Below are 23,861 nucleotides of genomic sequence, written 5' to 3'. Positions count from 1 at the left end.
TTGCGTTATTCCGAAATCTTCACTACTTTATAATCGCGTTTGCCCGTAGGCCAAATGCCTTTCACAATCAGCACGGGATCTTGGCTGGTCGACGCGCTCTTCACAAGCTCCTGCAAATCGTTGAGGGTTTTGAGGGGCGTGTCGTTGGCATATTGCATGATGAAACCGGTGTCGATGCCGCTGTCTTTGATGGCACCTTTGCCCACTTTCGTTACTTCCAAACCAACGTTGATGTTGAATTCTTTCTTCTGTTGCTCGGTCACGGGACGGAAACTTGCGCCTAACACATCGAGGTCGGCTGTCTTAATCACTTTGGTATTGCCTTGTGCATTTTTCAATACGACCGACTTGCTGTGCTTGGCCTTGTTGTGCAAGTAGGTGAGATTTACTTGTTCGCCCGGACGTTTCTTCGACAGCAGTTCCTGCAACTCAGACATCTTCGTCACTTTCTTGCCATCAACAGCCACAATCACGTCGCCTTTCTTGATGCCGGCAGCTTCGGCCGAACTGCCTTCGACCACTTCGGCCACATAAACTCCTTCGTTGGTACCCAAGTCAACCTCTTTCTTTTCTTCCTTCTGCGCGTTGATATAGTTCAGCACATCGCCGCCGCGGATGCCCAGCACAGCACGTTGTACGGTGCCATATTGCTTGAGGTCTTCCACCACTTTGGTCATGATGGTTGTGGGAATAGCGAAACCGTAGCCGCTGTAAGCGCCCGTTTGCGAATAGAGCATGGCATTGATGCCCACCAATTCGCCTTGCGCATTAACCAAGGCACCGCCCGAGTTGCCGGGATTGATGGCCGCATCGGTTTGAATGAAGCTCGAAATCTGCGGACCGTTGCTGCCGTCGCCACCCATGGAGCGTGCCTTGGCACTCACGATACCTGCTGTGACAGTAGAGCTGAGGTTGTAGGGATTGCCCACAGCCAGCACCCATTCGCCCACCTTCAGTTTGTCGCTGTCGCCAATGGGAAGCGTGGGCAGATTCTTGCCGTTGATTTTGATGAGCGCTAAATCGGTCTGCGGATCGGTGCCGATGATACGTGCCGAATATTCGCGGTTGTCGTTGAGCGTCACGGTGAGCTCGTCGGCACCATTCACCACGTGGTTATTGGTTACGATGTAGCCGTCGCTGCTGATAATGACACCGCTGCCCGTGGCCTCCTTTTTAGGTGTCTGCACTTTGCGACGCTGCGAACCTCCGCCTTGATTGGGATTACCAAAGAAGCCGAAGGGATCGAAGAAACCTCCAAAGGGGTCGTCGTCGGTCTCAACGGTTTGCACTTTCGAATTTTGCACAAACTTGATGTGCACCACTGCGGGAAGTGCTTTCTCGGCCGCATAAGTTAAATCGATGGGCTGCCCTTGGGCTACAGCTGCAACCTCGGGTGCTGCATTTGCTTTGATAAATGCACCTGCAGAGAGGCCTAAAGCCGCTACGCACAGGGCGCTGAAAAGATATTTACTATTCATTCTCATAACAATGTAAGTTTAATGTTTCAATATTTTGTTTTGTTTTTATTTGGTTGCAAATATACAACCAAAATCATTTATCAAAGTTGATTTCCTTAAATCTTTATTCGCATTTAACACTTTTCGTTAATGGTTTAACTCATCTTAAACGTAAAAATGTGCTGGCGACGGTCATTGGAGGCCATGCCACCGCATTTTCGGTCATCGTTGTTGTTGTTTTTATCGTCTTCCTCATTTTCTCCGATGGCGTAGTGCCGATGGTCACCGGTGTTTGGTTACATTCGTGCCAACCGGAGTAAGTGGCAGTAGCGATGAAATTGCAGCTATAATCACTTTTTCTATCCAAGATTTTGCACTTTCGTTAAAAGTTTATACCTTTGCGCCCGATGTTCGTTTTCAAAGCAACAAGAATGAATAGAATAGCAACAAAATATAGTGTAAGTTTTAACATCTTTTATTTGGCAGAACCAAATAAAAGTGTAACACACACACACACACACACACACACACACACACATATTCTAACAACGGTCTAAGTCTCTGTACTAAGGCGATAGCGGTGTGCCTGGCGCGGGTGTCGACTCACCGTTTCAAGCATCTGCAAGGAGCTTTCAAAGCTCTTTGCAGATGCTTTTTCGTGTGTGTAACTGAATATGTGAAGCAAGAAATCAATAGTAGTAAATATAATCATTTAAACAGAACAAGAAAATGAAGAAAAAATTGTATGAAACGCCTGTGTGCACGGTCATTCCGTTGGCAGCTGAGCATTTGTTATTAACAAAAAGTCCCGTGGCACGTCCAGGTGGCGGCGGTGAAACAGGTCACAAAGGCAGCGTCAGCGTAGGTGATTTTGAAGATGGCGGCAGCGAAGAAGTCGAAGACGAAGATTAAACGACGTGCGCAGTCCATCGCAAGTAGTAAACAACAAAACGAAAAAAGAAGATGAAACATACATTTCGAAAACAACACTTTAGCAGCTTGTTCAATGGCTGTCTGTTACTTGTCCTCGGTGCCACCCTTCTATTCGGTGCTTGTGCCGACGACGATTTGGCCAACGAACAGCCCGGCAAACACACAAGGACGACGGTAGCCTTCAATGTGAGCGACGCACAGATGGAAACCTTGGCACAAGCCGGCGCCAAGGGCATAACCCGCGGTTTGAGCCCACAGCCCCTTTCGTCGGCCGACCTTGCCCCGCGCAAATTTGAAGCTACGGGCGATAATCCCCACGACCTCTGCCTGATTGAGTCGACTGTCGAAGGCATCAACCCCGTGAAACCGGCCGAAGGAACACGCGCCGAAATCATCAAGACGGCCACCCTCGGCGATTTCTCATCTATTGGCTTTCGTGCCTCACAACCCAATGCACCGCTCGTTCCCGGTACCTCACTGCTGTGGTTCCACAACGAAAAGACCGACAAGGACGGCAACATCGTCAACCATCGCTACGATTGGGATTGGCCGGTCAACGTCTACGCCCGTTTCTATGCCGTTTATCCCGAAGCCACGGGCACCAATGGCGTCACCCTTTCACCGAGTAACTGGAACAACATTCCATACGTCTACTTCAAAGCTAATTTGGATGTGAGGCAGCAGGTCGATTTGATGACGGCCTGCTCAGGTTTGGTGCACTACATTCATGGCAACGACCCCACGAGCAATCTCAAGTTTCGTCATGCCTTAGCCGCCATCAAATTTTCCATTGGCAGCAATCTCTCGCCCATTCGCATTAAGAAAATTGAAATGCAGGGCATACGCACTGAAGGTCGCTATCAGTTGCCCACCAAGGCCGACGGAAGCGATGCGGATTGGGACTATGTGCAGAATAGTTTCAAAACCGTTTATCTTGACGGCATTGATTTGAATGCAGCCGAAATGCCCAACACGATGTTGGCCGGCGCACTCGATCCTGCCACCAACCCCAACAACCGAGATGGTCGCGATAAATACACTTTCCTGTTGCCCCCGCAGCAAGTTTTGGGTCGCCCCATCGTTATCCACTATGAGGAAGCTGGCATAGACAAGACTATTACTTTTAAGATAAAAAATTCTTATTGGAAAGCTGGCGTGACAACGGAATATAAACTTTCGCAGAAAAACTCCTCATGGGGCTATCAATTAACCCTTACAGATAATAACAAGACCTTCGACTATCAAGCTAACCCCATCAGCAGTGCGACTTTTACCGTCACGAGCTATCGCCAAGGTGGCGGAACGCAACAAGCCGTTCCTTGGAAGATTTCAAAATACGAAGAGTGGGATTACACCCTCAACGGCGGCACTGGCGGTTGGGTAGACCGTGGCACCACGAAGCCTACTTGGCTCGGCAATATCACCGACCATGGCAATGGTGGCACAGCAGCTGAAGCTTGTAACACCGCTGTGAAAGCCGCTCCTGTTACCGACCAACTCGCCGCTTACAACCAAGTGCTCAAGGATGCTACGCCCAAAGGCTCGTCCGGCCATCCCTACAACTTGGCCAATCCCAGTGGTGCAGCTGCCATTCAGAACACCGCCAATAGTTACCTCATTTCCGCTCCGGGCTACTATCGCATCCCGCTGGTCTATGGCAATGCCATCAAGAACGGTATAACCAATACCAAATCTTATCAGACCTCTAACAGTGGTACTTACATCCTCCAGCATTTCAAGGACCACGCCGGTGTGGACATCAACTCTCCCTACATCAACGTGCAGAACACCTCGGATCCTGCTACCAAGGCCGACATCGTCTGGACCGACCAAAGTGGCATCATAGAGGCAAGTAGCCTCGGCATCGAAGGCAGTGGAACGAACGCTTTCGTTCACTTCCGCGTACCGCAGGACAAGATTAAGAACGGCAATGCCGTCATCGCTGTCAAGAACGCCTCGGGTATCGTGATGTGGTCATGGCATCTGTGGTTCGACCACAGCGACGTATTGAACACCATCGCCTGCACCAATTATCAAGGGTACACCTACAACTTCACCAAGCAGACGCTCGGTTCTGCCTATCTCAAGTGGGAGGGTTCCGCCTACGACAAGCCGCGCGTGGCCCGCGTGAAGGTGGAACAGACCAGCGCCAACGGCGGCACAAAGCAGTCTGCCTACGTCACTATCACGCAGAATCCCCGCAGCGTCAAGGAGATTTCCTCCACATTCTATCAGTTCGGTCGCAAGGATGCCTTCCCCGGCACCGATGCTACAGCCGAAGGCTCATTTACCAAGAACGGCGGCGATAATATGTCCGTCACGAACGGTATCCAACATCCGGAGACTTTCTACAATTATGGGGAAAGTTGGTATAATAATCCTCCAACAGGTTACTCTTACAACAACCTCTGGTCGATGGACAACACCGATATCGGTTATAACGACAATTCTGTGGTCAAGACCATCTACGATCCCTGCCCCGCAGGCTTCCACATGCCTGCCTCCAATGCCTTCACCGGCTTCACGAAAAATGGGCAGAAAACAGGTACGAAGAATGTCAGCGGTGCTTGGGATTGGGGTTGGAATTTCAACAACAAAATCACTTCTCCCGATGCCACCGTATATTTCCCCGCTTCGGGTTTTCGCCGCTACGACGAAGGTTCGCTGATCAGCGTGGGCGACGTCAGCTACTATTGGTCGGCAGTCCCGTACAGCACGGGCTACGGTTGCAACCTGTACTTCGGCCAGTGGAACGTGTACCCGCAGTACACCGGCGCTCGGTCGGTCGGGTTCCCCGTCCGCCCCGTAGCCGACAATTAAACGAAGAATGATGTTGATGTGGAATCATGCTAATATGGAATTGACTGTACCGTGTTCCGGACAGGCATTTCCTGAACGGGATGGAGCTGTACCGTGTTCCGGACAGGCATTCCCAAAACAGGATGGCGCTGTACCGTGTTCCGGACAGGCATTCCCCAAATGGGATGGAGCCAGCCCGTGTTCCGGCCAGGCGTTCCCCGAACGGGATGGCGCTGTAACGTGTTCCGGACAGGCGTTCCCCGAACGGGATGGAGCTAACCCGTGTTCCGGACAGGCATTCCCCGAACAGGATGGCGCTAACCCGTGTTCCGGGCAGACGTTCCCCAAACGGGATAGGGCTGTCCTGTGTTCCGGACGGCCGTTCCCCAAAGAAGAACCTATGGGCCGAGGGTGGTTCGGCCTTCATTCATAATCAAAAAAAATTAATCACGATGAAGAAAATCAAAGGTTTTGACTTGCGAGGCCTGAACAACGGCGCGCATTTTCAGTTTATGAAAGCGGTGACCGAGCAGTTGGCCACGGAAACGGAAATCAACAAAAATGCGGTGGCCAAAGCGGCTGTCGAGGCGTTGGCGGCGAAGTTTAAGGCGGAAGACGAGTGTCTGTCGATTTCGCAGAAAAATGCGGAGAGCGATGCCATCGCCGAGAACGATGCGTTGCGCGATGCCCTGTTCATGGGCTACAAAAAGGCGGTGGGGAGCTACGTCAAGTTCCCCGTGGCCGAGAAGGCTAAAGCCTCGAAAACGCTGATGCAGCGCATCAAGGATTACAAGATTGACCCCGACATGCAGTTGGAGCGCGAGACGGGGCTCATCACCAACTTGGTGGCCGACTGCGAAGGCAAGGATGCGGCGGCGGTGGCATTGCTGAACCTGACGGACTATGTGGCGCAGCTCAAAGCGGCCAACGCGAAGGTGGAGTCGCTCATCAAGGCGCGCAGCATGGCCAAGGCTCCGCAGGTGGCTGGTGCGCTGAAACAGGCGCGGCGTGCGTCGGACGAGGCCTATCGGCGTGTGGCCGAGGTGATTAACGCATTGGTATCGTTGGGCATGGCCGAAGGTTTCGACACGTTTATCCTCTACCTCAACGAAACCATCACGCGCAATGAGCAGGAGGTGCTGCCGAAGAAAAAGCCTTCGGAGGATAAGAAGCCGGGCGACAGTAAACCTGGCGATGGGAAGAAACCGGGTGACAAGAAACCGGGCGACGGCGGGAAGACTCCCGATGGCAAGAAGCCGGGCGGTGATGCAGCAAAGCCGGGCGACGGTGGCGATGGCAAAGATAAACCCGGCGACGGTAAAGACAAGCCGGGCGGAAAAGGTCAGGGCGATGCCACGGTGACACCGAAAGAATAACTTGTTTTAAAACAAATGACGTCATCCACGGGGCACCCAAAGAATAATTTGTTTTAAAATAAATGACGTCATCTACGGTGACACCGAAATCATAACGATACACACACTTTTTTATTTTAAGAATGGGGGCGGGAGTGCGCGATGCATTTCCGCCCCCGATGTATGTGGGGGGGGGAGGACATTAAAAAGCAATGTGGTGGAAAAAGTACAACCCCCAAGGGGGTAGCCTCATCCCTTACATCATTACCCAGGGTAGGCTGCGTTGCACTTGCCAACCCTGCGCTTTAGAAAGTATAACCCCGATGGGGTAATGGCACACCGCGTGGTTTGGTGGAGTTTGGTAGGGACGGATTGCACATGGACGGTTGATTTCGTTTGAGTGGATTGCGCGTAAATGGTTATTTTATTTGTATGGGATTGCGTGGAAAAATATGATGGAGATGGGTAGGGGCGGTGCCTATGTGCCCGCCCGTGTCGCCCCATAAGGGCGCATCCATCGTTCATCCCCGCGTACAATGCGTGGTGCATAAACCTATTTTTTGTATGGAAACGCCGCTGTGCAGCCGTTCGGGCGGGCACATAGGCGCCGCCCCTACGGTTTCGTTTGGGTGGATTGTACGTGGGGCGGTTGGTTTCGTTTGAGTGGATTGCGTGTGGGTGGTTTTGTTTGTTGGTTGGTGAAAACGGTGCACATGAACCAACACCATCGGTGTTGTACTTTTGATAGCCCAGGGTTGATTGAGCGCAGCGAAATCTACCCTGGGTAAAGTCGTGGAGGGGAACCTATGCCATCGGCATTGTACTTTTTAAAATCAATTTGCATGCGGGAGATCATTCGCCGCGTGTGGTAATGATGTGCGATGAGAAAAAGTACAACCCCCAAGGGGGTAGTCTCCTCGCTTGCATTGTTACCCAGGGTAGGCTGCGTTGCACTTGCCAACCCTGCGCTTTCGAAAGTATAACCGCGATGCGGTAAGGGCACACCGCGTGGTTGGCGTGGGCTATCGAATGTGCAATATGATGGGGTAAGGGCACACCGTGCGGTTTGGTGGAGATTGGTGGGGGCGGCGCCTATGTGCCCGCCCGAGTCGCCCTGCAGGGGCGCATCCATCGTTCATCCCCGCGCACAATGCGTGTATTCTTTTGTATGGAAACGCCGCTACGCGGACGTTCGGGCGGGCACACAGGCACCGCCCCTACGGTTTCGTTTGGATGTTGCACGTGGACGGCTGATGTCGTTTGGGCAGGTTGCGCGTGGAATGGGTGATTTCGTTTGGGGTGGATTGTGCGTGGGCGGTTGATGTCGTTTGGGCAGGTTACGCGTGGAATGGGTGATTTCGTTTGGGGTGGATTGTGTGTGGGTGGTTTTGTTTGTTGGGAAAACGGTGCACAAGAACCAACACCATCGGTGTTGTACTTTTGTCAGCCCAGGGTTGCCGACGATAGGAGGCTACCCTGGGTAAAGTCGTCGGGCGGGAATCTATGCCATCGGCATTGTACTTTTTAAAATCAATTTTCGTATGGGGAAATCATTCGCGAATAATCCATTCGCCACCGTGTGGTAATGATGTGTGATGAGAAAAAGTACAACCCCAAGGGGGTAGCCTCCTCCCTCGCACCATTACCCAGGGTAGGCTGCGTTGCACTTGCCAACCCTGCGCTATCGAAAGTATAACCGCTACGCGGTAATGGCACACCGTATGGTTTGGTGGAGATTGGTCTCGCCTGATGGAGTTGGGGACAAAGCCAGCGGCGGGTGAGCCATTGGAGACCCACCCGCCGTAATGAATATTGAGATTTTGACCTTAAATGTCGTCTAAATTCACTTGTTGCTCTGTAGCTTTGCGTTTCTTTTCTTTCTTGCCTTCTTGCGGTTTAGTAGCCTCTTTGTTGGCCTTTTCGTGGCCATCTTTCGGTTCTCTGTTGGTTGCCTCACCCACTTCGGTTGCATTGCTGTTCACTGGGTTTCCATCTTCGTCGAGCATCACCTCCTCTTCCATAACAGTGCTATCGGCAGCCGTGGTGTCACGCTTCGCCGCCTGATAGTAGCTGGGGCAAAGGTACATATCGCTCGTGATGTCTGAGTCGTGGGGTTTGTCAAATTTGCCATGATACTGCTTGAAAGCCGGGTCTTTGAACAGTGCCTGCAAGAAGTAGCCGCAGATGGGCAATGCCGTGCGTGCACCCTGTCCGAGGGCACCTGTGCGGAAGTGAATGCTGCGATATTCGCCGCCGACCCATGCGCCGACAACCAACTTGGGACTCACGCCCATGAACCATGCATCGGAGTGGTTGTTGCTCGTTCCAGTCTTTCCGCCAAACTCGGTGTCGCGGTAGTTACCTATGTACCCCCACAGCGATTGCGAGGTTCCACCTGGCTCTTTCAATCCTCCTTGCAACATTTGCTGCATGAGGAAGGCGCTCTTGTAGGGGATGACTGTTTCGCTCTTCGTGGGGCCAACATACACCTCATTGCCGTCTTTGTCGACGATGCGCGTCACGAGCACGGGATCGTGGTGGTGGCCATTGTCGGCAATAACACAATAAGCGTTCACCATCTCTAACAGGCTGACGTCGCTTGAACCCAAAGCCAATGAGGGGGCATCGTCAAGTGGGCTGGTGATGCCCATGCGCTTGGCCGTCTCAATGATTCTCGGGATACCCATTTCTTGTCCCAACCGCACAGCAATGGAGTTGATACTTCGGGCGAAAGCCCCTTTTAACGGGATGGAGTCGCCGCTGAATGAGCCGTTGGCGTTGCCCGGTGTCCAGGTAACTTCTTTGTTCTTCTTCTTGTCGAATACTTGCATTGAAATATACTCGTCACGGCGCTTGTCGCAGGGAGTGAGCCCCTGGTTCATGGCTTCTGTGTAGACGAAGAGTTTAAAGGTTGAACCCGGCTGGCGCATGGCCGTGACCTTATCGTATTTCCACGATGCAAAATCAATGTCGCCTACCCATGCTTTTACGGCACCAGTCTGAGGCTCCATAGCAAGGAATGCACAGTGCATGAAGGTGGTCATATATTTAATGGAGTCTTCCGAAGTCATCTCCTTCACGATAGTTCCCTTGTCATAATCGAAGAGCTTTACAGGGTGCTTCCACTCTTTGTAATAGTAGTTGACCGAGTCAATGTTGTTGGGATATTTGGCGAGCAACGCTTTGTAGAATGGCTGTCGCTCGGCAATTTGCTGAATGAAGTTGGGAATGACCTTGTGATTTTCGTCTTGCCACGGCTCTTGTCGTAGCCAGTTGGTGGATTGATTGCGGTAGATGCTCCAATGGTTGTTGAAATTCTGCTGCACCTGTTTCATCTGTTTGCGCGCCGCCTCTTCAGCATATTTCTGCATGCGCGTGTCAATGGTGGTGTAGATTTTCAACCCACTCGAATACAAATCGTAGCCGTTGTCCTGACACCAATCCTTGAGATAGTTAGCCACGGCCTCGCGGAAATATTTTGCTTGCCCGTCATAGTTCTCTTCGACCTTGAAATCAAGCTTGATGGGAATATTCTTCAGCGAGTCGCACACCTGACGCGAGATGTCGCCATGATGGTAAAGGTTGTCTAAAACAACGTTGCGGCGTGCCAGCGAGTTCTTGGGATTATTCCTGGGATTGTAATAGGACGTGGCCTTCAGCATGCCCACCAAAACGGCGGCTTGCTCGGCTGTTAAATCGCGTGGGGTGGTGTTGAAATAGGTCTTGGCTGCCGTTTTGATGCCAAACGAATTGTTACCAAAATCTACCGTGTTGGCATACATTGTTATGATTTCTTTCTTCGAATAAACGGTTTCCAATTTGGTAGCAATAATCCATTCTTTGCTCTTCACAATCAAGATTTTCAACCCGGGAATCTTACCCAAGAGTCCGGTTGAATATTGTGAGCGCACGCGAAACATATTTTTGGCTAACTGTTGCGTGATGGTTGATGCGCCACGTCCACCGCGATGTACTACAGCATCTTTCATGGCGGCAAACAAGCCGATAGGATCAATGCCGAAATGCTTGTAAAAGCGTTCGTCCTCAGTGTCAATGAGTTCTTTGAAGAAGATGGGATTTACTTCTTCATATTTCACAGGCGTTCTGTTTTCATTAAAGAATTTACCAATCAACTTGCCGTCGGCACTGTAGATTTCTGAAGCCTCGCTGGTCTGTGGATCCATGATACCCGAGAAGTAGCCAGGCGATTTTCCGAAGAGCCAGAGGAAATTCATGTCGACCATTCCTAAATAAACGATAAACGAGATGAGGAATGAGCAAAAACCAATGAGTGCTTTCGTGTACCAAGCTTTGCCTTGATAGAGTGATTTATACCACGGCCAAAAACGGCGCAATTTCTTAATACACCATCTGAAAAACTGTTTTATCTTATCCATACGCCAATCTTTTCTTTTTGTTTATGCAAAAATAACGAATTTCTTGCTGCTTAGCTATTCTCGTCAATATATTTTAAAATTTCTTGTATGTTATCGGGGTGAAACCACTTGATATGCTCATCTTTCTTAAACCAGGTGAGTTGTTTACGCATATATTCACGTGTGTGGGACTGTATCTGTCGAATCGCTTCTTCGCGCGTGATAAGCCCATCGAGATAAAGAAAAGATTCCTTGTACCCAACGGTATTGAGGGCATTTTCGTCACGATGCGCGTAAACGGCGAGTGCCTCGTCGAAAAGCCCGTTTTGAACCATGTCCAAAACGCGCTGATTAATGCGAGTGTATATCTCTTCGCGGTCACGATTTAATCCAATCTTGAGGATGTTGAAAGGGCGTGCTTTCTTCGTTTGATTGCGGAAAGAGGTAAATGTACGACCGGTCATATAGCAAATTTCTAAGGCATGCATGACACGCCTTGGATTTTTCTTGTCCACAAGTTCATAATATTCGGGATCTAATTGTTGGAGTTCTTTTGTCAGTTCTGCTAAGCCTTGACGAGCTAATTTTTGTCGCAACAATTCACGGGTTTCCGCGTCAATGGTAGGAATGTCATCAATACCTTTACACAATGCGTCAATATAAAGCATGCTACCCCCCGAAGCAAGTAGCATTTTCCCGCCATTTTCAAAGTAAGTTTGCGCAACACGCAACGCTTCGGTCTCGAATTGGGCTGCACTATAGTAATCGGTAATGGTCTGCGTTCCCACAAAATAATGTCTCACCGTTCGCTGTTCTATCGCTGTAGGGGCAGCTGTACCAATGGGAATCTCTCGATAGAGCTGGCGTGAATCAACATTCATTATCGGAGAGTTCAGATGCTGGGCAATTTGAATACTTACTGCTGTTTTGCCTACACCTGTAGGGCCTACAAGAACAATCAGTGTAGACATTAACGTATAATTCCGCGCTTTGAATGCTCTACAAATTCTATGATGTATTGAATTTCGGGCGTTACTTCCAAGTTGTTTTTAATGGCCTCAATCCCTTCTTTCAAAACACCTTTTGAATAGAGTAAGCGATAGGCTTCATGAATGCGCTCAATGGTTTCGTTGCTAAAACCTCGTCGACGTAGCCCCACCAAATTGATTCCACAATAGCGTGTCGGTTCTTTTCCTGCAATAATATAAGGTGGAATGTCCTGACTAAATCGGCATCCACCTTGCACCATGACATAGCCTCCTATCTTACAAAATTGGTGGGTGAGCACAGCGGCGCTAATAATGGCATTGTCTTCAATGGTAACTTCGCCGGCAAATTTGGTGGAATTGCCGACGATGCAATTATTACCTACAACACAATCATGTGCAATGTGCATGTTTTCCATCAGCAAACAGTTACTCCCAACTATCGTTTTTCCTTTAGACGCCGTTCCGCGCGATATGGTAACATTCTCTCGGATACTGTTGTTATTTCCAATTTCGCAAGTTGAAGCTTCACCCTTAAATTTCAAATCTTGTGGCTTCGTCGAAATGCTTGCACCGGGAAAAATTTCGTTGTTGTCACCAATGCGCGCTCCAACATGAATCGTCACACTGTTTTGAAAGTTATTATTGTTGCCAATAACCGTATTCTTATCAATATAGCAGAAGGGACCTATGATGTTGTTATCGCCTAATTGTGCTTCTGGATGAACGAAAGCTAAGGGACTGATTTGATTCATATTCTTTATGCCTTATTTATTTTTTGCAATCTGCGCGGTGAATGTGGCTTCCGAAACAACCTGATCGCCCACGAATACATAGCCTTTCATCGAGCTGATGCCGTGACGTACAGGTCCCAACAATTCTACTTTAAATAGCAGCGTATCGCCAGGAACGACCTTCTGTCGGAACTTCACATCATCTATTTTCAAGAAATAGGTGGAATACTTTTCGGGCTCTTCTAATTGGCTCAACACCAACAAACCACCGCACTGCGCCATTGCTTCGATTTGCAAAACACCTGGCATTACAGGCTCTGTTGGGAAATGTCCCTGAAAGAAAGGTTCATTGGCTGTTACGTTTTTAATGCCGACAATGCTGGTTGGCCCCATTGCAGTGACTTTATCAACCAACTGCATAGGATAACGATGCGGAAGCAAATCTCTAATCCGTTTATTATCCAAAATAGGAGGATCGTTGGGATTATAATTAGGAGCTTGTACCTCGTGTTTGCGAATTTCCTTTCGCATGAGGCGTGCAAATTTGTTGTTGATGGTGTGCCCGGGACGAGTAGCAACAATCCTTCCTTTGATAGGACGACCGATTAAAGCCATGTCACCGATAATATCTAACAATTTATGCCGCGTACATTCGTTTTCCCACATGAGGGGTTTATGCTGAATATAACCGATCTTCTTTGCATCAATATGAGGCACTTTGAGGATGTCTGCTAATTGATTTAAATTCTCCTGACTCACTTCTTTCTCATAGATGACAATCGCGTTGTCTAAATCGCCACCCTTAATGAGATTGGCTTCCAACAGGGGCATGATGTCTCTGACAAAGACAAAGGTACGCGCTGCCGCAATCTCGGTGTCAAAAGTCGACATGTCCTCAAGCGTGGCGAATTGGCTATTGATGAATTTAGAATTGAACGAGCACATGGCCGTCAAGCTAAACTGGTCGTCGGGAAGTATGGTGATGACAGACCCCGTATTTTCATCTTTCACCTCAATCTTATGGCGAATGACATAATAATCTTTCGATGCGTTCTGCTCTTGAATACCCACCTTCTTAATATGGTCGATAAACATGGCCGCTGAACCGTCGAGAATAGGGAATTCGGGGCCATTAACTTGTATCAGACAGTTATCAATGCCCGATGCATAAAGCGCTGCCATTCCATGCTCAATCGTCGAAACCTTAACATCGCCTTTACCTAAAACAGTTCCACGTTGTGTGTCAACCACATTCTCGGCGATGGCATCAATCGTGGGCTGCCCTTCTAAATCTATACGCTGAATTTTATATCCTGTATTCTCTGGGGCAGGATTGAAAGTAACCGTTAGACTCAATCCTGTGTGCAATCCTTTCCCAAAGAGAGAAAAACTACCTTTGAGTGTTGTTTGCTTTTTAGCTTCCATATTTTATTTTCTATTTTCTTTTAATTGTGCAACTTCCTTTTTCAATGCGTTGAGTTCTTGGTAGATTTCAGGGAGCCGCTGAAATATTGCCTGTGATTTGAAGTAGGGTCGGCGCTCCATAGGAGGCGTACCGATTAGAACTTGATTAGACTTGATGCTGCCGGGTACACCGCTCTGTGCACCAAGAAACACTTTGTCGCCTATTTCTATGTGTCCTGCAACACCCACTTGGCCGCCAAACATGCACCATTGACCCACTTTCGTGCTGCCGGCAATGCCCACCTGCGCAGACATCACCGTGTTGGAACCCACTTCTACATTATGGCCGATTTGCACGAGGTTGTCCAATTTCACCCCTTGATGTATCTTAGTACTGCCCATGGTCGAGCGGTCAACACAAGTGTTTGCACCCACTTCCACGTCGTCTTCAAGCTCTACAATGCCTATTTGTGGTATCTTATCGTAACCATCGGTCCCATTGGGAGCAAATCCAAAGCCATCGGCTCCGATGACTGCTCCTGCGTGAAGGGTTACGCGGTTTCCTAACCGGCAGCCTGCATAGATGGTCGCATTGGGATAGATGGTGCAGGCATTACCGAGTGTGACGTTGTCGCCAATCGTTGCATTTGGATAAATCTGGCATTCATCACCAACGATTGTATTCTCACCAATAAAAGCGAAGGGGCCTATATAAACGTCTTTCCCAATTTTTGCCGAAGGCGCAACAAATGCCAATTCGCTAACACCTTGCTTTTTGGGGTGGGTAGCAGCATCATATAATTGCAACAGTTTTGCCACACAATCGCGCGCATTTTTCACCCTAATCAATACGGCTTTAACGGGCTTTTCAATAGCAATTGTTTCATCGACAAGAATGATTGTCGATTGCGTTTCGTATATGTAGTGTGTGTATTTTGGGCTGGCTAAAAAAGATATAGCGCCAGGAACACCTTCCTCTATTTTTGCAAATGTATTAACCTTAGCATTTTCATCGCCCTCAATCTTACCTTGAATAAACTGGGCAATTTGTTTCGCTGTAAACTCCATCATATAATTTATTAAATGTAAGAATGCGGCTGCAAATATAGTAAAATAAATTTAGAATGGGTGCATCTGCTCTAATATTTTCTGTCATGATACCCTGTAAAGGACACAAAAAACGTGTTCCCAACTTTGGGAACGACTGTTTTTCTCATTTTTGTGGTTTCCCAATGTCGGGAACAACCATTTTTGATGTTTTTGCGTGTTCCCAACATTGGGAACAGCTGTTTTTTTCATTTTTGGGCGTTCCCGACATCGGGAACGATGATTTTTGTCATTTTCAGCTGTTCCCGAGGTCGGGAACAACGTTTTTAAATCATTTTGTTCGTTCCCGAGGTCGGGAACGTCTGTTTTAGATTCGATATGGCGTGCGCAGGACACATTGAAGAGCACTTTAATCGGCATGGATGCAACAAATTCTCAGAACTTTGCGAGTCTGGTGATGGATGCATGCACATTGACTTGTGCGCAGTCCTACAATCCAAACCAACGTCCCGGCGCTGTCCTCTATGACTAATTGTTGTTGCTTTTTATTGAGCGAGAACTTTTTCTCGGTTAAAAAATCGCTGAGCAATTTGCTTCCTTGCATCCCAAATGGGGTAAAGCGGTCTCCTTGGCGTGCATAACGAATTTTTAGAGGGAACCTCACTTTGTCAGCATCGAGAGTGGCCTCGTTAGCCGCACGACTGGGTTGAAATGTTGGTGAGATTGGCTGTTGGGTGAATGTGAACTTCAAGTTTGCATTCCAAATATAATTCCCCTCCTCGGGGATTACCAGTGCTTGTTGCAAATCAGCAACACAACGTTTCTCAATCATTAAATAAGAGCGATTGATGCTGGCAACATGCGTTTTCGAAAGCCATCGTTTGCCGGTTGGAGCATGCAGATGCGAGGAGATTTGCGCGATGGTTTCGGGTGAGAAATTGAAATTGCGCAGCAGATAGAAGAGGGTGTACTCTTGGGCTGTGAGATGTTGTAATTGCTCAAGATCAAGTAGGGTAGCATCGTCGGTCTTTTCTTTTGTCACCGCTTCAATGTTTTGCAGAATAGCTTGATGAAATAGTTCTGAAACCTGCGACAATCGTTTGCTCGTGGCTATGATGTTTTGGCTTGCCGACGAATTAATTTCCTGTAGTAACGGAATGATGTTTAAGCGAATCCGATTGCGCACCACGTCATCGATGAGATTACTTTGGTCTAAAACGTAGGCTTGTCGCTTTGCCCTTAGATAATCGTAGATTTCATTCTGTGTCAGGCATAAAAGCGGACGGATGATGCGTCCCTTCTTGGCTTGTATGCCCAGCAATCCATCTATTCCTGTGCCACGAATGAGATTCATCAAAATTGTTTCTACACTATCATCTTGATGATGCCCCACTAAAATGCCTTCTGCGGCTACATCTTCACGCAAGTTTTCAAAATATTGATAGCGCAATTCCCGCGCTGCCATTTCAATGCTCACATGGTGGAGTTGCGAATAAGTCTGGGTGTCAAAATGAATGCGGTGGAAAGGAATATTGAATTGAGCACAAAGCGTTTCACAAAATCGTTCATCATTGTACGCTTCTTCTCCTCGTAATTGAAAATTACAATGAGCAGCAACGATGCGATAGCCTAATTCGCGCATCATACATAACAGTGCAACACTGTCGCTTCCGCCACTCAATGCAACGATATATAGCTTATCGCGTTGCAGTAGTTGTTGGCTTTCAATAAAGTCTTTTACGCGCAGAAGATAGCTATTCCACATACAACACGAGCCCCTTTAGATACTCACCCTCAGGATGGTAGATGTTGATGGGATGGTCTGCCGGCTGATGCAGCTGATGAAGTATCCTGACCTTTCGGCCAGCCTGTGCAGCAGCCGTGAAAACAGCATTGCGGAATTGCTCTTTCGTTACGACCTGCGAACAGCTGAATGTGAAAAGAATTCCGCCGCTTTTTATCTGCTGAAAGCCTTTCACATTCAAGCGAGTATAGCCCTTTAGCGCGTTTCTCAATGTGGATCGATGCTTGGCAAAGGCTGGTGGGTCGAGCACAATCAAATCGTATTTGCCATCATGCGTATCTAAATATTTGAATGCATCTTCACAAAAGGCCTCATGGCGTGTGTCCTGCGGAAAGTTCACCACAATATTCTGATTGGTAAGTTCAACAGCTTTAGCACTGCTATCAACTGAATGTACCAATTTTGCTTGCCCACGCATGGCATAGACAGAAAAGCCTCCTGTATAGCAAAACATGTTCAAAACACTGCGCCCTTTAGCGTAGTGCTCCAATAAACTCCTGTTTTCTCGCTGGTCGATAAAAAAGCCGGTCTTCTGGCCCTTTAGCCAATCGACATGGAACTTAAGCCCGTTTTCGATGGCAACATCCTCTTCTGTAGAACCATAGATAAACCCGTTTTCCTGTCCTAATTCGGCTTTATAGGGGAGGGTTGTTTCACTTTTATAATAGACCTGCTCGATTCTATCGTCCATAATCTTAATGAGTGCTTTACAGATGTCAAACCGATTGTTGTGCACGCCTACACTGTGCGCTTGCATGACAGCTGTTTTCCCATAACAATCGATAATCAGCCCTGGCAGATTATCGCCTTCACCATGAACGAGCCTATAAGTGTTGTTTTGTGGGTTGTCGGCCATACCAATGCCTCTTCGCATAGCTAAGGCGCTGCCTAAACGCGCTTCCCAGAATGTCTCATCAACATGAATGTCTTGGAAAGAGAGCACTCGCACTGCAATAGAACCAATCTGATAATGGCCGATAGCGATGAAATCGCCCATAAATGTAACTACGCGCACAATTTCGCCTTCTGAAATATCTTCGTCAAGATGGTGAATGGCACCCGAGAAAATCCAGGGATGAAACCGTTTGAGCGATTCCTCCTTTCCTTTTTTTAGATGGACTGTCTTATACATGTATCTGTGCTTCTGTTTTTATCCTTTTTATTGTTGTCTATTTAGTGATGCTCTCTGAATTGTCAATGAGCTGATAGGCTTTCGTTCGGGTGAGCCTAACGATTTCTTCATATAGATTGATGCACGTCCATGCATCTGTGGCAGCATATTGTTTTTGCTTTTCGTTGAGCACATCGGCTTCCCAATTAGTAAGACGTTGCCGCTTACTTATCTTCTGATGGAACAAGTTAGCATAAATCTTTTGTAAACTTAAATCTTTAATGCCAAGCGTACCAACAAGATTTTGCAAGTCAATAAAATAACCAGGTGTGAACTTTTCTCGCTTGCTGAGCGATAATAGGTCGTCGTGCCAAGAGAGTCCTACCTTAGGTATCTGTTTATCTTCTAACAGGCGGATAACGGACTTGGGTAAACCTATATCTGACAATCGAAACAAAAAGCATGTATCGTGTGTAGCAACCTGCAATAGTGCAACTTTATGTTGCTGTCCTTTTTTAAAGGTAGGACGTGTCTCCGTATCTACGCCTAAAATGTCACAAGAGAGCAAATAGTCTACGGCTTTGTCCGCATCGCTTTCGTTTATGATGGTAATAATCCTGCCAGGAAAGAGGACTTGTGGCAATTCTGTAATTGCTTTCTTGTCAAATCGACTGTATATCGTTTTCTTCATTTTGCCTTATTTGCTGCGCTGCAAAATTAGAAAAAAGTTGTGAAAAGAACACCCCATATCGGATTTTTACGCTAATTTTGCAAGAAATTTGAAGGTAACGAGTAGGTATGGGAAAGAAAAAATCTAACCGCAAATCCAATACGCTGGGTAAGGTGGTTGGCTTTCAAGATATTTTAAACAGTGAGAAAACAGACTTTCTTCTTGGGTTAATCCTTTTTTTCATTGCAGGTTATTTACTCATAGCAATGGTTTCATTCCTTTTTACAGGGCAGGCCGACCAAAGCATATTAGAGAGTCTGCGTGCGGGAGAATGGTTGAATTCAAACCGAATGTTTACAAATATATGTGGTTCCATCGGTGCTATCTTGTCGTATGAGCTTATCACATTAACTTTTGGTATCTCTGCATTCCTCATACCTGTGTTCGTTGTTTTAGCAGGACTAAAGCTGATGAGAATTTATCAGCCTAACCTTTGGAAATGGTTCTTCTACCTAATGATTGTCATGGAATGGTGCTCTATTTCGTTTGCCAAATTCCTAACCCCATTGTGTAGCAATCTATCATTCAATCCTGGTGGGGCACATGGACTATATTGCATGCAAACCATTGAAAATGTTGTTGGAGCACCAGGTCTAATCATTCTCTTGGCCTTCACGGCATTGACATTTCTCACTTATCTAAGTGCTAAGACGATTACCTATGTGCGATATGTTATGAATCCTGTGAAGTATGTTACTTCACGCGTGAAACTGACGGTTACGAATCATTTAAATGATGACGAAGCTGAAAATGATGCCTCATTGCAGCATGCAGATGACGAAGAAGACGTTGCAGAAGACGAGATAGTGCAAATGGACAATGGACTGCCAGAGGATTTACCTGCCCCGGTTGTGGATCTAACTAATTTTGATGCACCACCGGTTTCATCTCTTAAGGAAGACGTAATGACACCGATCCGTGTGCAAAATTCCGATGAAATCGACGGAAAAATGACTTCGGCTGAAGGCAAACTAACGGTGGTAGTGGCTAAGAACGAAGAAAAGGCTGATGGGAAAGTGGTGAATATTGACGAAATACTCCGCACACCAATAAACCCACTTGAGCCATTTACCCAATATAAGAAGCCAACCCTTGATTTATTGAAGAAGTATGATAATGGCGATAAGCCCACCGTTGATATGGATGAAATCAAGGCCAATAATGCCCGGATTGTCGAAGTGCTCAATAGTTTTGGAGTGTCAATACGCGAGATTAAAGCTACTGTCGGTCCTACTATCACACTATACGAAATAACTCCGGCAGAGGGCGTTCGCATCTCAAAAATCCGTAATTTAGAGGATGATATAGCCCTCAGTCTCTCAGCATTGGGCATTCGCATTATAGCTCCCATTCCTGGGAAAGGGACGATTGGTATTGAGGTGCCCAACAAGAAACCACAAATTGTGTCGATGGAGAGTATCTTGAATTCGAAGAAGTTCAAGGAAACAAAGATGGAGTTACCCTTAGCTTTAGGTAAAACCATCACCAATGAAGTATTTATGGTAGACTTGGCCAAGATACCTCATCTGTTGGTTGCTGGTGCTACAGGGCAAGGAAAATCAGTAGGATTAAATGCTATCATCACCTCCTTGCTCTATAAGAAGCATCCCAATGAGCTTAAGTTTGTATTGGTCGACCCCAAGAAAGTCGAGTTCAGTATCTATCATAAAATATCAGACCATTTTATGGCTTGCCTGCCCGAGAACGACGAAGAGCCAATCATTACCGATGTAACCAAGGTGGTGCGCACATTAAATAGTCTGTGTGCCTTGATGGATCATCGTTATGACTTGCTCAAAAATGCAGGTGCAAAGAATCTCAGGGAATATAACGATAAATTTATAAACCATCGGCTTGATATTACCAAAGGGCATGACTATATGCCTTATATTGTGGTTATCATCGATGAATTCGGCGATTTAATCATGACTGCTGGCAAAGAAATCGAGCTGCCCATCGCGCGCATTGCACAGTTGGCACGTGCCGTAGGTATTCACATGGTCATTGCCACACAGCGGCCAACGACAAAAATCATAACGGGAAATATCAAGGCCAACTTCCCAGGTAGAATGGCATTCAGAGTAAGTTCGCAAATCGATTCACGCACCATTCTCGATCGCTCGGGGGCAAATCAGTTGGTAGGACGAGGTGACCTACTCTTCCTGAATGGCAACGAGCCGGTGCGTGTGCAGTGTGCTTTTGTCGATACGCCTGAGATTGAGCGCATCAATGATTATATTGAAAACGAGCCAGGACCAATAGAGCCCTTGGAGCTTCCAGAACCGGTTGAAGACACGGGAGGTTGCGGTGTGGGCAATGCTACGGCCGATGTGGGCAGTTTAGACCCATTTTTTGAAGAGGCTGCCCATGCAGTTGTGCTCTCACAACAAGGCTCAACGAGCATGATACAGCGCCGTTTTTCGATTGGTTATAATCGCGCCGGGAGATTAATGGATCAGCTTGAGCAAGTAGGTGTTGTGGGCGCCGCGCAGGGAAGTAAACCGCGTGAGGTGCTCATTCAGGACGAAAATCAACTCAACAGCTTGCTTTTGAAATTGCGAAGCTAATAGATTTCACCTTTGTCTTCCTAACTTTTAGTGTAAAAAATGATTGGGCGCAAGCGATAACCTGAGCCACTGGGGGTGATGAAAGTGAGTATAAAAGATGGCTCGAATGGCTATACTATGTTACATAGTCGTTCGAGACCTTTAGTAAGAGAATTATAAAAACCAAAAGAAGGAGGCGGTTGATCCCGTCTCCTTCTTTCAATATGTGGCGCTGTATGCTTTACTCAAAATAGTAGAGGAATGTTGCCTCGCCTTCGAGCGCAGGCTTCCTTTCGTTTTCAATCTCTATCTTGAACCCGATGCGCGCACGGCATACGCCTCTGAGATTTTCAATTGCGTTAAGCGAGGTGACCAATCTGATGCTGCTACCAGTGATGACAGGCCGACCGAAGCGCATTTTGTCCATGCCATAATTAACCATCATCTTTAGATTTCTCACATCGATAATCTGGTTCCACATATAGGGCAGGAGCGAGAGGGTGAGATAGCCATGTGCAATGGTGCTCTTATAAGGACTCTCCTCTTTGGCACGCTGCACATCGATATGAATCCATTGATGGTCGAGAGTGGCATCAGCAAATTGATTAATACGGTCTTGATCTACTTTCAGCCATTCAGATGTTCCTAACTCTTTTCCCAAATGTGATGCGAATTCATCGTAGGAGTTGATTACTAATTTATTCATCAGATACAATTTATTGATTTAATCCGAGGCTCTTTTTGATGGCCTCTATCTTCATCATGGCTTTCTCCTCGAGCATGGGGAAGTCTTGTGCGCACTTCATCTCGCCTTTCACCTCTAAATAGAATTTAATCTTAGGCTCTGTTCCCGAGGGGCGGACACTCACTTTTGTACCATCTTCGCAGAACCATTGCAACACGTTGCTGGTGGTGGGCATGTTTAATTTTGTCTTTGTTCCATCCCATGTTGTTGCTTCTAAACTTTGATAATCCTTATAGAGTGTTACTTTACTGCCACCTAAATCTTTTGGAGGATGATTTCGATAGTTGGTCATCATCTGTTTGATTTCCTCTGCACCGGTTTTTCCCGGACGTACAACATTCACGGTAAACTCTTTGGAATAACCGTATTCGATATAAATGTCCATCAGCACGTCATAGAGGGTTTTACCTTGATCCTTTGCCCAAGCGCAGATCTCAGCAAGCAAACACATGGCCGAGACAGCATCTTTATCGCGCACAAAGTCTTGCGCCATAAAGCCGTAACTCTCTTCACCACCGCCAATATACTTTTGTTTGTCGCCCGTAATTCTAATTTCACGCGCAATCCATTTAAAGCCGGTGTAGCAGTCGCGCATCTCTATTCCTGCCTTATCTGCAACCTTTTTTATTACCTCTGTGGTAACTATTGTCTTTACGATATAGTCTGTGGGCTTGAGCAACCCCTTTGCTTTACGATTAGTGATGATATAGTATAGGAAGAGAAGACAAGTTTGATTGCCATTAATGAGCACCCATTCGCCTTTGTCATTCTTGCAAGCCATGCCCACGCGGTCGGCATCGGGGTCGGATGCCATCACAATGTCGGCATTGAGTGCTTTTGCATCTCGTATGGCCAAAGCCAAAGCCTCTCCATTCTCAGGATTGGGACTTTTCACGGTTGGGAAATCACCACTGCGCTGCATTTGCTCGGCAACACAATGCACATTGTCAAATCCCCATAGCTTCAGGCTTTGCGGAATAGCCATCATGCCTGTCCCGTGAAGTGGTGTATAAACAATTTTCAAATCGTGTTGTCGCTTTATCACTTCCGGATCAATGCTTAATGTATGAATCTCTTTAAGATAGGCCTCGTCAATGTCTTTTCCTATAAGTTGGATTAATTTTGCATCTCCAGCAAACTTAACATCGTCTATGGTCACTTTATTTACCTCATTGATAATTCCTTCATCGTGAGGCATGAGCACTTGCGCACCATCTTCCCAATATGCCTTATAACCATTATACTCTTTGGGATTGTGACTGGCTGTGATGTTAACACCAGCTTGACATCCTAAATGTCGAATGGCGTATGAGCATTCAGGGGTGGGGCGCATGTCTTCAAACAGATACACATGGATGCCATTTGCAGAGAAAACATTTGCCACCGTCTCTGCAAACTTGCGGCTGTTATTGCGGCAATCGTGACAAACAACAGCCGAAATAGTTGCCCGATCCTTAAAGTTCTTTTTAAGATAGTTAGCAAAGCCTTGTGTCGCCATCCCAACAGTGTAAACATTCATGCGGTTTGTTCCAGCACCCATGATGCCTCGCAACCCGCCAGTTCCAAACTCCAAGTCCTTGTAAAAACTTTCTATCAACTCTGTTTTGTCCGTAGATGCGAGCATTTGTTCTACTCCCCTACGCGTTTCTTCATCAAAAGCCGGTGTGAGCCACTGTTTTGCTTTTGCTTCGCATTGTGCGATAAGTTCTGCATTATGTGCCATATTATATTACTTTTGTTATTAGCTTACAAGGCAAAATTAATCATTTTCGTGGAAAAACGACATTAAATACTTTTTTTTTGTAATTTCGCCCGCAAATTATTAATTTCATTT

17 protein-coding genes are annotated in these 23,861 nt (G+C 47.1%); 5 read left to right on the top strand and 12 right to left on the bottom strand.

The annotated features are described in order from the left end of the window. Positions 1 to 5: 5 nt before the first annotated feature. On the bottom strand, positions 6 to 1,484 hold the full coding sequence (locus tag HMPREF9431_RS02345; protein WP_004379476.1) for a Do family serine endopeptidase: 1,479 nt from the start codon (positions 1,482 to 1,484) through the stop codon (positions 6 to 8). A gap of 80 nt (positions 1,485 to 1,564) precedes the next feature. Here HMPREF9431_RS02345 and HMPREF9431_RS13355 point away from each other — a divergent pair, with 80 nt between their 5' ends. The 4 genes from HMPREF9431_RS13355 to HMPREF9431_RS02330 all read left to right on the top strand — a co-directional run bounded on the left by HMPREF9431_RS13355 (position 1,565) and on the right by HMPREF9431_RS02330 (position 6,565). Next, on the top strand, positions 1,565 to 1,777 hold the full coding sequence (locus tag HMPREF9431_RS13355) for a hypothetical protein (RefSeq protein WP_155812916.1): 213 nt from the start codon (positions 1,565 to 1,567) through the stop codon (positions 1,775 to 1,777). Positions 1,778 to 2,186: 409 nt separating this feature from the next. Beyond that, a complete protein-coding gene (locus HMPREF9431_RS02340) occupies positions 2,187 to 2,369 on the top strand; it encodes a hypothetical protein (protein ID WP_004379475.1) in 183 nt (60 codons plus the stop codon). Between the two features lie 51 nt (positions 2,370 to 2,420). Then, complete coding sequence (locus HMPREF9431_RS02335) at positions 2,421 to 5,210, top strand: hypothetical protein (RefSeq protein WP_004379474.1); 2,790 nt, start codon at positions 2,421 to 2,423, stop codon at positions 5,208 to 5,210. Between the two features lie 431 nt (positions 5,211 to 5,641). After that, a complete protein-coding gene (locus HMPREF9431_RS02330; RefSeq protein WP_004379472.1) occupies positions 5,642 to 6,565 on the top strand; it encodes a DUF6261 family protein in 924 nt (307 codons plus the stop codon). Positions 6,566 to 7,319: 754 nt separating this feature from the next. On the opposite strand, the gene HMPREF9431_RS13135 is transcribed toward HMPREF9431_RS02330, so the two are convergent. The 9 genes from HMPREF9431_RS13135 to HMPREF9431_RS02285 all read right to left on the bottom strand — a co-directional run bounded on the left by HMPREF9431_RS13135 (position 7,320) and on the right by HMPREF9431_RS02285 (position 18,697). Further along, positions 7,320 to 7,676, bottom strand: a complete 357-nt coding sequence (locus HMPREF9431_RS13135) for a hypothetical protein (RefSeq protein ID WP_196794574.1) — start codon at positions 7,674 to 7,676, stop codon at positions 7,320 to 7,322. A 694-nt stretch (positions 7,677 to 8,370) separates the two neighbouring features. Then, positions 8,371 to 10,941, bottom strand: coding sequence for a transglycosylase domain-containing protein (locus HMPREF9431_RS02325; RefSeq protein ID WP_004379471.1), 2,571 nt, complete (start codon positions 10,939 to 10,941; stop codon positions 8,371 to 8,373). 50 nt (positions 10,942 to 10,991) lie between these two features. Beyond that, complete coding sequence (gene miaA, locus HMPREF9431_RS02320) at positions 10,992 to 11,891, bottom strand: tRNA (adenosine(37)-N6)-dimethylallyltransferase MiaA (RefSeq protein WP_004379470.1); 900 nt, start codon at positions 11,889 to 11,891, stop codon at positions 10,992 to 10,994. Then, on the bottom strand, positions 11,891 to 12,661 hold the full coding sequence (lpxA, locus tag HMPREF9431_RS02315; RefSeq protein ID WP_004379469.1) for an acyl-ACP--UDP-N-acetylglucosamine O-acyltransferase: 771 nt from the start codon (positions 12,659 to 12,661) through the stop codon (positions 11,891 to 11,893). The genes miaA and lpxA overlap by 1 nt, the downstream gene beginning before the upstream one ends. 12 nt (positions 12,662 to 12,673) lie before the next feature. Continuing rightward, entirely contained in the window at positions 12,674 to 14,065 is a 1,392-nt protein-coding gene (locus tag HMPREF9431_RS02310; RefSeq protein WP_004379468.1) for a bifunctional UDP-3-O-[3-hydroxymyristoyl] N-acetylglucosamine deacetylase/3-hydroxyacyl-ACP dehydratase, read from the bottom strand. A 3-nt stretch (positions 14,066 to 14,068) separates the two neighbouring features. Next, positions 14,069 to 15,112 (bottom strand): UDP-3-O-(3-hydroxymyristoyl)glucosamine N-acyltransferase, encoded by a 1,044-nt coding sequence (gene lpxD, locus HMPREF9431_RS02305; protein WP_004379467.1) that lies wholly within the window; start codon positions 15,110 to 15,112, stop codon positions 14,069 to 14,071. Between the two features lie 388 nt (positions 15,113 to 15,500). Continuing rightward, complete coding sequence (gene tilS, locus HMPREF9431_RS02295; protein ID WP_004379465.1) at positions 15,501 to 16,856, bottom strand: tRNA lysidine(34) synthetase TilS; 1,356 nt, start codon at positions 16,854 to 16,856, stop codon at positions 15,501 to 15,503. After that, a complete protein-coding gene (locus HMPREF9431_RS02290) occupies positions 16,846 to 18,027 on the bottom strand; it encodes a class I SAM-dependent rRNA methyltransferase (protein ID WP_004379464.1) in 1,182 nt (393 codons plus the stop codon). The genes tilS and HMPREF9431_RS02290 overlap by 11 nt, the downstream gene beginning before the upstream one ends. A gap of 37 nt (positions 18,028 to 18,064) precedes the next feature. Then, entirely contained in the window at positions 18,065 to 18,697 is a 633-nt protein-coding gene (locus tag HMPREF9431_RS02285; protein WP_004379463.1) for a 3'-5' exonuclease, read from the bottom strand. A 107-nt stretch (positions 18,698 to 18,804) separates the two neighbouring features. Between HMPREF9431_RS02285 and HMPREF9431_RS02280 the strand changes: the two genes are divergently transcribed. Further along, positions 18,805 to 21,303, top strand: coding sequence for an FtsK/SpoIIIE family DNA translocase (locus tag HMPREF9431_RS02280; protein WP_004379462.1), 2,499 nt, complete (start codon positions 18,805 to 18,807; stop codon positions 21,301 to 21,303). Positions 21,304 to 21,523: 220 nt separating this feature from the next. Here HMPREF9431_RS02280 and HMPREF9431_RS02275 read toward each other — a convergent pair whose 3' ends face one another. Both HMPREF9431_RS02275 and HMPREF9431_RS02270 read right to left on the bottom strand, forming a co-directional pair. Then, entirely contained in the window at positions 21,524 to 21,988 is a 465-nt protein-coding gene (locus HMPREF9431_RS02275; RefSeq protein WP_004379461.1) for a MaoC family dehydratase, read from the bottom strand. A gap of 10 nt (positions 21,989 to 21,998) precedes the next feature. Continuing rightward, the gene (locus HMPREF9431_RS02270; protein WP_004379460.1) at positions 21,999 to 23,750 is read right to left on the bottom strand and encodes a phospho-sugar mutase; all 1,752 of its coding nucleotides are present in this window, start codon (positions 23,748 to 23,750) and stop codon (positions 21,999 to 22,001) included. Between the last annotated feature and the right edge of the window lie 111 nt (positions 23,751 to 23,861).

This window comes from Segatella oulorum F0390 (assembly GCF_000224615.1).
Taxonomy (GTDB): domain Bacteria; phylum Bacteroidota; class Bacteroidia; order Bacteroidales; family Bacteroidaceae; genus Prevotella; species Prevotella oulorum.
The sequence above is the reverse complement of the archived record's forward strand: the minus strand, read 5'-3'. Positions and strand labels throughout refer to the sequence as shown.

Excerpts from the sequence above, each read along its gene's own strand:
- HMPREF9431_RS02345 (WP_004379476.1), bottom strand. The coding sequence starts at position 1,484 with ATGAGAATGAATAGTAAATATCTTTTCAGCGCCCTGTGCGTAGCGGCT.
- HMPREF9431_RS02340 (WP_004379475.1), top strand. The coding sequence starts at position 2,187 with ATGAAGAAAAAATTGTATGAAACGCCTGTGTGCACGGTCATTCCGTTG.
- HMPREF9431_RS02335 (WP_004379474.1), top strand. The coding sequence starts at position 2,421 with ATGAAACATACATTTCGAAAACAACACTTTAGCAGCTTGTTCAATGGC.
- HMPREF9431_RS02330 (WP_004379472.1), top strand. The coding sequence starts at position 5,642 with ATGAAGAAAATCAAAGGTTTTGACTTGCGAGGCCTGAACAACGGCGCG.
- HMPREF9431_RS13135 (WP_196794574.1), bottom strand. The coding sequence starts at position 7,676 with ATGGATGCGCCCCTGCAGGGCGACTCGGGCGGGCACATAGGCGCCGCC.
- HMPREF9431_RS02325 (WP_004379471.1), bottom strand. The coding sequence starts at position 10,941 with ATGGATAAGATAAAACAGTTTTTCAGATGGTGTATTAAGAAATTGCGC.
- miaA (WP_004379470.1), bottom strand. The coding sequence starts at position 11,891 with ATGTCTACACTGATTGTTCTTGTAGGCCCTACAGGTGTAGGCAAAACA.
- lpxA (WP_004379469.1), bottom strand. The coding sequence starts at position 12,661 with ATGAATCAAATCAGTCCCTTAGCTTTCGTTCATCCAGAAGCACAATTA.
- HMPREF9431_RS02310 (WP_004379468.1), bottom strand. The coding sequence starts at position 14,065 with ATGGAAGCTAAAAAGCAAACAACACTCAAAGGTAGTTTTTCTCTCTTT.
- lpxD (WP_004379467.1), bottom strand. The coding sequence starts at position 15,112 with ATGGAGTTTACAGCGAAACAAATTGCCCAGTTTATTCAAGGTAAGATT.
- tilS (WP_004379465.1), bottom strand. The coding sequence starts at position 16,856 with ATGTGGAATAGCTATCTTCTGCGCGTAAAAGACTTTATTGAAAGCCAA.
- HMPREF9431_RS02290 (WP_004379464.1), bottom strand. The coding sequence starts at position 18,027 with ATGTATAAGACAGTCCATCTAAAAAAAGGAAAGGAGGAATCGCTCAAA.
- HMPREF9431_RS02285 (WP_004379463.1), bottom strand. The coding sequence starts at position 18,697 with ATGAAGAAAACGATATACAGTCGATTTGACAAGAAAGCAATTACAGAA.
- HMPREF9431_RS02280 (WP_004379462.1), top strand. The coding sequence starts at position 18,805 with ATGGGAAAGAAAAAATCTAACCGCAAATCCAATACGCTGGGTAAGGTG.
- HMPREF9431_RS02275 (WP_004379461.1), bottom strand. The coding sequence starts at position 21,988 with ATGAATAAATTAGTAATCAACTCCTACGATGAATTCGCATCACATTTG.
- HMPREF9431_RS02270 (WP_004379460.1), bottom strand. The coding sequence starts at position 23,750 with ATGGCACATAATGCAGAACTTATCGCACAATGCGAAGCAAAAGCAAAA.